This is a genomic window from Affinirhizobium straminoryzae (assembly GCF_007004135.1).
In the GTDB taxonomy this organism is placed as follows: Bacteria; Pseudomonadota; Alphaproteobacteria; order Rhizobiales; family Rhizobiaceae; genus Neorhizobium; species Neorhizobium straminoryzae.
Window position 1 is genome coordinate 1 of record NZ_VJMG01000113.1, and the last position, 9,685, is coordinate 9,685.

Consider the following 9,685-nt stretch of genomic DNA (forward strand, 5'->3'; position numbering starts at 1 on the left):
TCGCAGCTGCTCGACGGCGTCTGGGGCCACGACATCTACGTGGACGAGCGCACCGTCGACGTGCATGTCGGGCGCCTGCGCAAGGCGCTCAACTTCTCCAACATGCAGGATGTCATCCGCACCGTTCGCGGCGCGGGGTATGCGATGGAATTTTGATCCCCGATCGTAGGCCTGCCTGACATTGCTTCGTTCCGGCGGCGGGAACCAACCCGCCACCGTTCCGTTCGGCGAGAACGGAGACAGACATGGCCAGCACACACCCCGATCGCCCAGACCGCCCCACCACTGACGAGCCAGCAGACACGAGCCCGCAGCAAGAGCCGACCGCGGCACAAATCCGCGGCGACATCCAGCGCGGCCTGACCGGCGACAAGCGGCCGGGTTTTGATCCCGCCATGGCGCCGATGGAAACGGATTCCGAGGCGGCCGGCCTTCCTCTCTCGCCGGAGGCGACCGAGACGGCGCGGAACACGCAGCGCAAGCCCGCGTCCCAGCACCACCGCTCGCGCAATTTCGACACGGCGATGACGATGAGCGATCCGGCGCTGCACAGGCGCCGGCCCGGCCTTGCGATCCTCATGCCGCTAGCGGCTGTGCTGCTGGTTGTCGGCGCGGTCCTTCTGGGCCTCTTGCTGCGCTGACGCGGGCGGGAGACCCACGCCAGCGCCGCGAAAAGACGTCTCCTTATCTTTTCCTTATGTCCCGCTGATATCTTCCCAATCGAAACCTGACGCGGTTCCCCCGTAAGTCTCCTGTGCAATCAACAGGAGAAACGGACATGTCCGACCTCATCTTTCTGGCGCTCGGCTGCGGCACGCTCGTCGTGCTCGCGGTCTATGCGCGCGCGCTCGACCGGCTGTGAGGGAGGCAAGCATGCTTGAACCCCTTTTCGGCCTCGCCGTCGCCCTCGCGCTCGGTGTCTATCTCGTCATCACCCTTCTGCGGCCCGAGCGCTTCTGATCCTCCAGGAGAATTCCCATGACCATCATCGGGTGGCTGCAGATCAGCCTCCTTTTCCTCGCGGTGCTCGTCGCCATCAAGCCTCTCGGGCTTTACATGGCACGCGTCTTCTCCGGCGAGAAAACCTTCCTCTCCCCCGTGCTCGGTCCCGTCGAGCGCGGCCTCTACAGACTGTCCGGCATCGATCCTGCGAAGGAACAGAGCTGGCTCGCCTATACGATCGCCATGCTCGCCTTCTCGCTGGTGGGCGTTGCCTCGCTCTATGCGATCCTGCGCCTGCAAGCCTACCTGCCGCTCAATCCGCAGGGTTTTCCGGCGGTCCCTTCGGATCTTGCCTTCAACACGGCCGTATCCTTCGTCACCAACACCAACTGGCAGAACTATGCCGGCGAGGCGACGATGAGCCATTTCAGCCAGATGGCGGGGCTGACCGTTCACAACTTCCTCTCGGCCGCCACCGGCATGGCGCTGGCCATTGCCTTCACCCGTGCGCTGGCCCGTTCGCGCGTGGCAACGCTCGGCAATTTCTGGGTCGACATGACGCGCGCGACGCTCTACGTGCTGCTGCCGCTTGCGGTCGTCGTCACGCTGATCTTCGTGGCCATGGGCCTGCCGCAGACGCTGGAGGCTTCCGCCACGGCCACCACGCTGGAAGGCGCACAGCAGGTCATCTCGCTCGGCCCCGTTGCCAGCCAGGAAGCCATCAAGCAGCTCGGCACCAATGGCGGCGGCTTCTTCAACGTCAATGCCGCCCATCCGTTCGAGAACCCGACCGCCTGGTCGGATCTGCTCAACATCTTCGCGATGCTGTCGATCTCGGCGGCCCTCGTCTATACGTTTGGCCAGATGGTCGGCAATCGCCGCCAGGGCTGGGCGCTGATCACCGCCATGGCTGTGCTGCTGATTGCCGGTGTCGCCGTCGTCTACTGGGCCGAAAGCCAGGGCAATCCGATCCTGACCACGCTCGGCCTCGACCCCGCCCAGGGCAATATGGAAGGCAAGGAAGTGCGCTTCGGCCAGTCGGCCACCGCGCTTTACGCGGCTGTGACCACCGGTCTCTCCGATGGCGGCGTCAACGGTATGCTGGGCTCCTTTACCGGTCTCGGCGGTCTCGTACCGATGTTCCTGATCCAGCTCGGCGAAGTTCTGCCCGGCGGCGTCGGCTCCGGCCTCTACGGCATTCTTGTCTTCGCACTGCTCTCCGTCTTCGTCGCCGGCCTGATGGTGGGACGTACGCCGGAATTCCTCGGCAAGAAGATCGAAAGCCGCGAGATGAAGTTCGCCATGCTCGCCGTCCTCATCCTGCCGCTGGTCATCCTCGGCTTCACGGCGATCTCCGCCATGCTTCCCGTTGCAGTCGCGGCCATCGGCACGCCGGGTCCCCACGGCCTGTCCGAAATCCTCTATGCCTATACCTCGGCGGTCGGCAACAACGGCTCTGCCTTCGGCGGTCTCTCCGGCAACACGCTCTGGTACAACACGACGCTCGGTATCGCGATGCTGCTTGGTCGCTTCGCCTATGTCGTGCCGGTCATGGCAATTGCCGGCTCGCTGGCTGCCAAGGTGAAGACGCCTGCCTCCGCCGGCACCTTCCCCACCGATGGCCCGCTGTTCGTCGGCCTGCTTGTCGGCATCATCATCATTCTCGGTGGCCTGCAATTCTTCCCCGCGCTGGCGCTCGGACCGATCGTCGAGCACTTCGCGATGCTGGCCGGCCAGACCTTCTGAGAAAGTTCAAACATGTCCAAGGACCTCAAGGCGCGAAGCCTCTTCGACCCCGCCATTCTCCTCCCCGCCGCACGCGACGCGGTGCTGAAACTCGATCCGCGCCAGCTGCTGCGCAATCCCGTGATTTTCGTCACCGAGGTCGTGGCAGCGGTGGTGACGATCTTCTTCCTGCGCGACCTCGTCGCCCATCCCGCCGAAGCCGTCTTTTCCGGGCAGATCGCGATCTGGCTGTGGTTTACGGTGCTGTTTGCAACCTTCGCGGAAGCCGTGGCGGAAGGCCGCGGCCGCGCCCAGGCGGAAAGCCTGAAGAAGACCAAGTCCGAACTCGTCGCCCGCCGGCTCCTTGCCGACGGCCGCACCGAGACCACGGCCGCCACCCGCCTGAAGATCGGCGACGTGGTGCTGGTTGCCGCCGGCGAACTGATCCCCGGCGACGGCGAGGTGATCGAGGGTGTCGCCTCGGTCAACGAGAGCGCCATTACAGGCGAATCCGCCCCGGTGATCCGCGAATCCGGCGGCGACCGCTCGGCCGTCACCGGCGGCACGCAGGTGCTGTCGGATGAGATCAAGGTGAAGATCACCGTGGCTCCCGGCTCGTCCTTCGTCGACCGCATGATCGCGCTGATCGAAGGCGCCCAGCGCCAGAAGACGCCGAACGAGATCGCGCTGTCGATCCTGCTCTCGGGCCTGACGCTGATCTTCCTGTTCGTCTGCGTGGCGATCTGGGGGCTGGCCGGCTATTCCGGCACAGTGCTCTCCGTCACGGTTCTTGCCGCCCTGCTGGTCACGCTGATCCCGACGACGATCGGCGGCCTGCTGTCGGCCATCGGCATCGCCGGCATGGACCGGCTGGTGCGCTTCAACGTGATCGCCACCTCCGGCCGCGCCGTGGAAGCAGCCGGCGACGTCGACACGCTGCTGCTCGACAAGACCGGTACGATCACCTTCGGCAACCGCATGGCCAGCGACTTCCTGCCCGCCCCGGGCGTGACCGTTCACGATCTCGCCGAAGCCGCCCTGTTGTCGAGCCTGTCGGACGAAACCCCGGAAGGCCGCTCGATCGTGGCGCTCGCGACCGGCGAATTCGGTATCGCCTCCAAGACCCGCACCTTCGATGCCACGATTGCCTTCACCGCAGAAACGCGCCTCTCCGGCGTCGACCTCGGCACGCGCCGCCTGCGCAAGGGCGCGGTCGATGCCGTGCTGCGCTTTGCCGGCGTCAGCGACCAGGAGGTGCCGGCAGAATTCCGCCGCGCCGTCGACCAGATTGCCCGCACCGGCGGCACGCCGCTTGCGGTGGCCGATGGCAGCCGCCTGCTCGGCGTCATCCACCTGAAGGATGTCGTCAAGCCCGGCATCAAGGAACGCTTCGCGGCGCTGCGCGCCATGGGCATCCGCACCGTGATGGTGACCGGCGACAACCCCGTCACCGCGGCCGCCATCGCCTCCGAAGCCGGCGTGGATGATTACCTTGCCCAGGCAACGCCGGAAGACAAGCTCGCCTATATCCGCCGCGAACAGCAAGGCGGACGCCTGATCGCCATGTGCGGCGACGGCACCAACGATGCGCCGGCACTTGCCCAGGCCGATGTCGGCGTCGCCATGCAGACCGGCACCCAGGCCGCCCGCGAGGCCGCCAACATGGTGGACCTCGATTCGAGCCCGACCAAGCTCATCGAGATCGTCGAGATCGGCAAGCAGCTGCTGATGACGCGCGGCTCGCTCACCACCTTCTCGATCGCCAACGACGTCGCGAAATATTTCGCGATCATCCCGGCCCTGTTCGTCGCGACCTATCCGGCCCTCGACGCGCTGAACATCATGCGCCTTGCCTCGCCGCAATCGGCCATCCTGTCGGCGGTCATCTTCAACGCGCTGATCATCGTCGCGCTGATCCCGCTGGCGCTGCGCGGCGTCTCCTACAGTCCGGCCGGCGCCGCGGCCCTGCTGCGTCGCAACCTGCTGATCTACGGCCTCGGCGGTCTTGTTCTTCCCTTTGCCGGCATCAAGGTCATCGACCTCGCCGTTGCCGCGCTTCATCTGGTGTAACCATGCTCAACCATCTGCGACCCGCCATTACCCTGACGCTTGCCATGACCGTGATCACCGGGCTTGGCTATCCACTCGCCATGACAGGGATTGCCGAACGCCTGATGCCGGCTGAGGCGAAAGGCAGCCTGATCGAGCGCAACGGAACCGTGGTCGGCTCGGCCCTGATCGGCCAGACCTTCACCTCGGACCGCTATTTCTGGCCGCGCCCGTCTGCCACCAGCCCGGATGCCTATGCGGCCAACGCCTCCTCCGGCTCCAACCTCGGCCCGACCGCCGCAAAACTGAAGGATCGCGTCGCCGGCGACGTGGCCAAGCTGCGGGCCGCCGGTATCGAAGGCCCACTGCCGGCCGATGCGGTCACCACCTCCGGCTCCGGCCTCGATCCGCACATCTCGCCGGAATTCGCCCGCGCGCAGGTGGCCCGCGTCGCCAAGGCCCGCGGCCTCTCGGAAGCGGACCTCGCCGGCCTGGTCGAGCGGCACACCGAACAGCGCTCTCTCGGCTTTGTCGGTGAACCGCGCGTAAACGTGCTAGAGCTTAATCTGGCGCTCGATGCGCTGAAAAGCTGAACCGGCGCGACATATGAGAGACTGAATGGCGGATGATGGCCGCAACCAGGGCCGCAGGCCCGATCCCGATGCATTGCTTGCCCTGGCGGACAAGGACCGCCGGGGCAAGCTGACCGTTTTTCTCGGCATGGCGCCAGGCGTCGGCAAGACCTATGCCATGCTGTCGCGTGCGCGAAGGCTGAAGGCGGATGGCGTTGATATCGTCGTCGGTCTCGTCGAAACCCATGGCCGGAGCGAAACAGCTGCGCTTCTCGAGGGTCTGGAGGTGCTGCCGCGCAGCCGGATGGCGCATCGCGGCCGCATGCTGGAGGCTTTCGATCTCGATGGTGCGCTTGCCCGCCGTCCGAAGATCATCATCGTCGATGAACTCGCCTCCTCCAACCCGGAGGGCAGCCGGCATCCGAAGCGGCATCAGGACATTGCCGAATTGATCGAGGCCGGCATCGACGTGTGGACGGCGCTCAACATTCAGCATCTGGAAAGCCTCGCCGATCTCGTGGCGGATATCACTGGTGTGGGCGTGCGCGAGCGCGTGCCCGATCTCGTGCTGAAGCGCGCCGACGAGGTTCTGCTGGTCGATCTGCCGCCGAGCGAACTGCTGGAACGCCTGAAGGAGGGCAAGGTCTATCTGCCGGACAATGCCGCCCGGGCGACCGACCGCTTCTTCCGGCTCGGCAACCTCACGGCGCTGCGCGAACTCGCGCTCCGTCGCACCGCCGACCGCGTCGACGACCAGATGGTTGATTATCTGCGCCAGAACGCCATCGAGGGGCCATGGGCGGCGGGCGAACGCCTGCTCGTCTGCGTCGGCGCCGACGAGCTGTCGGAAAAGGTGGTGCGTGCCGCAAGCCGGCTTGCCTCCGGCCTCAATGCCAACTGGATCGTCGCCTCCATCGAACGCGCCGATCAGGACAATGCCACACGGGCCGGGCTGGAGCGGATCGACCGCATCTTTCATCTCGCCGAACAGCTGGGGGCGGAAACGCGTCATGTGATCGGCGCCGATTTCGTCGAGGAGATCCTGAAGCTCGCAAGGCGCGAACACGCGACCCAGATCGTCATCGGCGCGCGGTCCCGCACCGTCTGGCGACGGCTGTTCTCTCCCTCCCTGCCGGATGCGCTGGCACGCCGGGCCGCCGGCATCAGCCTGCATCTCGTCACCGCAGAAGGAGAATCGCCCGCCGCCGCGCCGCGACAAAAATCCCTGTCCTGGCGCTCGCCCCGGCTGCGGCGTGCCGCCTGGATCGCCCCCTGTCTCGTGGCCGCCACCACAAGCCTCGGCGTCGGCATCGACCGCATCATGCACCTGCCGAACATTTCGCTCCTCTACCTCGTGGCGGTGCTGTGCGCAGCGGTAACCGGCGGCTATACGGCAGCCCTTCTGGCAGCCGCGCTGTCTGCGCTTGCCTACAATTTCTTCTTCATCGCACCGCTCTACACCTTCACCATCGCCTCGCCGCACGAGGTGTTCGCGGTGCTGATCTTCCTCGTCGTCGCGGTGATTGCCGGCGGGTTTGCCTCGCGCATCCAGCGCCAGTCGGAAACGGCGCAGGTGCGGGCCACCGCGCTGCAATCGCTCTACGAGTTTTCCCGCAAGCTGGCCGGAACCGGCAAATCCGAGGATGCGATCTGGGCAACCGTGTCCCAGCTGCAGGCCAGCCTGCGGCGCAATGTGGTGCTGCTGGTGCCGGAGACGGATGAGCTGCGGCTGGCCGCCGCCTGGCCGCCGGATGTCGAGCTGGATGTGACCGACATGGCCGCCGCCCGCTGGGCGCAGGAGAAACGCGAAAAGGCCGGACAGGGCACGGGCACCCTGCCGAACAGCCGCTTCGAGTTCCGTCCGCTCGCGGGTCCGAACGGCGTCGTCGGCGTCTGCGGCGTGGAGACCGCGCAGGCCGTGCTCGACCTGCATGAGGAACGCGTGCTGGCCGCCATTCTCGACCAGACGACGCTGGCGCTCGACCGTGCCCGGCTGCTGAAGGAAAGCGTTGCGCAAGCCGCCCGACTGGAAGGCGAACGTTACCGCGAGGCGCTTCTCTCATCCCTCTCGCACGACCTTAAAACGCCGCTCGCCACCATCACCGGCGCGGTCACCAGTCTGCGGGAGTTCGGCGAACGGATGGAGCCGGAAAGCCGCGACGACCTCCTGAAATCGATCGAGGAGGAAGGCAGCCGGCTCAACCGCTTCGTTGCCAACCTGCTCGACATGACGCGCGTCGAGGCGGGCACGCTGAAGCCGAAGCAGGACTGGGTCGACGTGGCCGACGTGGTGCAATCCGCCGTGGAGCGGATCCGCAAGCACGCGCCCGGCCATGCGATCGAGACGGGCATTGCAACCGATCTGCCTCTGATCGAGGCCGATGGCGTGCTGCTCGGCCAGGTGCTGTTCAACCTGCTCGACAATGCGGTGAAATACGGCGGCGACAGCCCCGTGCATGTCTATGCCCGCCGTGACGGGACGAGCGTGCTGATCTCGGTGACCGATCTCGGGCGCGGGATTCCGCCGGAAGATCTGGAAAGGATCTTCGAAAAATTCTATCGACGAACGAAAGGCGACGGTCGCGCACCAGGTACCGGCCTCGGCTTGTCGATCGCGCGCGGCTTCATCGAGGCGATGAACGGCACCATTCATGCGGAAAGCCCGGCAATCCGCAAGAAGGGCACCCGCATCGTGATACGCCTGCCGTTGCCGGACGAGACGAAGCGGAAGGAAGAGTGATGACGCTGCCGCGTATCCTTGTTGTCGATGACGAACCGCAGATCCAGCGCTTTCTGAAGCCGGCGCTGACGGCGGCGGGCTACGACGTGATCGAGGCCGCAACCGGCGCGGAGGCGCTGAAGGCGCTCGCCACGCTGGCGCCGGATCTCGTGATCCTCGATCTCGGCCTGCCCGACATGGACGGCAAGGAGGTCATCGCCAGCCTGCGCGGCTGGAGCGAGGTGCCTGTTGTGATCCTGTCGGCCCGGGATCGGGAGAGCGAGAAGATCGCCGCCCTGGACCTCGGTGCGGACGACTACGTGGAAAAGCCCTTCGGGATCGGCGAACTGACGGCGCGCATTCGCACGGCCCTGCGCCACCGGGGTCGCAGCGAAGCGGTGCCTTCCCTTATTGAGACTGACGGCCTCAGGATTGATGCGTTACGGCGTCTGGTTACGCGCGGCGCTGATACTGTGCATCTGACACCGAAGGAATACGACCTTCTTCTTCTTCTGGCTCGTCACGCGGGTCGGGTTGTGACGCACCGGATGCTTCTGACGTCGGTGTGGGGGGTCGCGCACGGTGATGATCTTCACTACCTGCGTGTATTCATCGGACAGTTGCGTCAGAAGATCGAACGGGATGCGACGCATCCTCGTATCGTGCGTACGGAGCCCGGTGTTGGCTACCGGATGGTTTTGGATAGCTGATGACCGCCGCGGGATTGCGGTTGTTTTTGTATTTTATGTTCTGATTGTTTTGAACTGGTTGCGGGGGCCTGAGTACACAGAGACTTGTAACCAACGTTCAAGCGCGACACTACCAGGCAAGACAGCGTCTTGACCAGCTTTTGCCATGGGAGAGATTTACATTTTTATCGCCACTCTCGGGCGCTTTTGAGCACTGCGCCTGCATGTTACCTCCACCCTTAGAGTGATTTATCTTTATTGCTACTCGAGGATCGATTCTCCGCGCTTCTCGTTCGGATCGATTGCGAGCCGAGTAAACAACAAATCGACATAGTCCAGCTCGTCGCTCAAGTCTCTACTTGCATCAATTTCTTTAGCTAGAATAGCGGAAGCGCCACCTGTCGATGCTATCGGAAGGATTGCAGCGTCGACGGCCATCTCACGAAACAACCTGTACTCATCAAGTATTCCCCCCATCCCCCCGGCGAATACCGCCGCAGAAAATGAACTTTCCGAGAGCATTTGGCGTCGCATCAACTCAAGGCTTCGCTCACGGTCACCCGGAACAGCCTCCGTCAGAATGACGTTTTTGAACCGCGCGTTTTCTTCAGGGAAGTCAGGTTCAAATAACTTGCTCTGGTAGAGGGTGACCCATTTGCCATAGTCAACGTCAAGAGCTTCGGCATAGGCCCAAATCATCGGAGTTATGGATGGGTGCCCTCCCCAGACAATCCGACGTCGCCCCAGGGCAACATACAGTAGCGCGCTGATTACTGCCGATATCGCCGCGGTATCTCCCTCACCCATGAAGTGTTTTGCAGCGGGGTCCGGGACGCCTGCAGACAAGAAGATTGATCGACTCTGTGTCATTGATCCCACTCCACCAGCTCCCACCCGGCATCAGACACCTTTAGCGTGCGCACGGAAGCTATCTGAGCATCTAGCCAGCGCAAATGCTCGATCCATGCAGTGAATAGCCCCGAGTTTCG

General features: G+C 64.5%; 9 protein-coding genes. 8 read left to right on the top strand and 1 reads right to left on the bottom strand.

The annotated features are described in order from the left end of the window. From FNA46_RS25235 to FNA46_RS25270, 8 genes are all read left to right on the top strand, one after another. Positions 1-156, top strand: a 156-nt coding sequence (locus FNA46_RS25235; protein WP_185969997.1) for a winged helix-turn-helix domain-containing protein, incomplete at its 5' end; no start/stop codon positions are given. 89 nt (positions 157-245) lie between these two features. Beyond that, positions 246-641, top strand: coding sequence for a hypothetical protein (locus tag FNA46_RS25240; RefSeq protein WP_246103384.1), 396 nt, complete (start codon positions 246-248; stop codon positions 639-641). Between the two features lie 232 nt (positions 642-873). Further along, a complete protein-coding gene (kdpF, locus tag FNA46_RS26695) occupies positions 874-960 on the top strand; it encodes a K(+)-transporting ATPase subunit F (protein WP_143128006.1) in 87 nt (28 codons plus the stop codon). Positions 961-978: 18 nt separating this feature from the next. Next, positions 979-2,688 (top strand): potassium-transporting ATPase subunit KdpA, encoded by a 1,710-nt coding sequence (kdpA, locus tag FNA46_RS25250; protein ID WP_143127999.1) that lies wholly within the window; start codon positions 979-981, stop codon positions 2,686-2,688. Positions 2,689-2,700: 12 nt separating this feature from the next. Continuing rightward, positions 2,701-4,737, top strand: a complete 2,037-nt coding sequence (gene kdpB / locus FNA46_RS25255) for a potassium-transporting ATPase subunit KdpB (RefSeq protein WP_143128000.1) — start codon at positions 2,701-2,703, stop codon at positions 4,735-4,737. A gap of 2 nt (positions 4,738-4,739) precedes the next feature. Next, on the top strand, positions 4,740-5,309 hold the full coding sequence (gene kdpC, locus FNA46_RS25260) for a potassium-transporting ATPase subunit KdpC (protein ID WP_143128001.1): 570 nt from the start codon (positions 4,740-4,742) through the stop codon (positions 5,307-5,309). Between the two features lie 25 nt (positions 5,310-5,334). Next, the gene (locus FNA46_RS25265; RefSeq protein ID WP_143128002.1) at positions 5,335-8,028 is read left to right on the top strand and encodes a sensor histidine kinase; all 2,694 of its coding nucleotides are present in this window, start codon (positions 5,335-5,337) and stop codon (positions 8,026-8,028) included. Further along, positions 8,028-8,717 (top strand): response regulator, encoded by a 690-nt coding sequence (locus tag FNA46_RS25270; protein ID WP_143128003.1) that lies wholly within the window; start codon positions 8,028-8,030, stop codon positions 8,715-8,717. Before FNA46_RS25265 ends, FNA46_RS25270 begins: the two co-directional genes overlap by 1 nt. Positions 8,718-8,957: 240 nt before the next feature. Here FNA46_RS25270 and FNA46_RS25275 read toward each other — a convergent pair whose 3' ends face one another. Continuing rightward, positions 8,958-9,566: a Thoeris type III anti-phage system protein ThcA gene (locus FNA46_RS25275; protein WP_143128004.1), complete on the bottom strand. Its 609-nt coding sequence runs from the start codon at positions 9,564-9,566 to the stop codon at positions 8,958-8,960. Positions 9,567-9,685: the final 119 nt, after the last annotated feature.

What these genes read in the sequence shown, in the direction of transcription:
- kdpF (WP_143128006.1), top strand. Translation starts at nt 874, where the DNA reads ATGCTTGAACCCCTTTTCGGCCTCGCCGTCGCCCTCGCGCTCGGTGTC.
- FNA46_RS25240 (WP_246103384.1), top strand. Translation starts at nt 246, where the DNA reads ATGGCCAGCACACACCCCGATCGCCCAGACCGCCCCACCACTGACGAG.
- FNA46_RS25265 (WP_143128002.1), top strand. Translation starts at nt 5,335, where the DNA reads ATGGCGGATGATGGCCGCAACCAGGGCCGCAGGCCCGATCCCGATGCA.
- kdpA (WP_143127999.1), top strand. Translation starts at nt 979, where the DNA reads ATGACCATCATCGGGTGGCTGCAGATCAGCCTCCTTTTCCTCGCGGTG.
- FNA46_RS25270 (WP_143128003.1), top strand. Translation starts at nt 8,028, where the DNA reads ATGACGCTGCCGCGTATCCTTGTTGTCGATGACGAACCGCAGATCCAG.
- FNA46_RS25275 (WP_143128004.1), bottom strand. Translation starts at nt 9,566, where the DNA reads ATGACACAGAGTCGATCAATCTTCTTGTCTGCAGGCGTCCCGGACCCC.
- kdpB (WP_143128000.1), top strand. Translation starts at nt 2,701, where the DNA reads ATGTCCAAGGACCTCAAGGCGCGAAGCCTCTTCGACCCCGCCATTCTC.
- kdpC (WP_143128001.1), top strand. Translation starts at nt 4,740, where the DNA reads ATGCTCAACCATCTGCGACCCGCCATTACCCTGACGCTTGCCATGACC.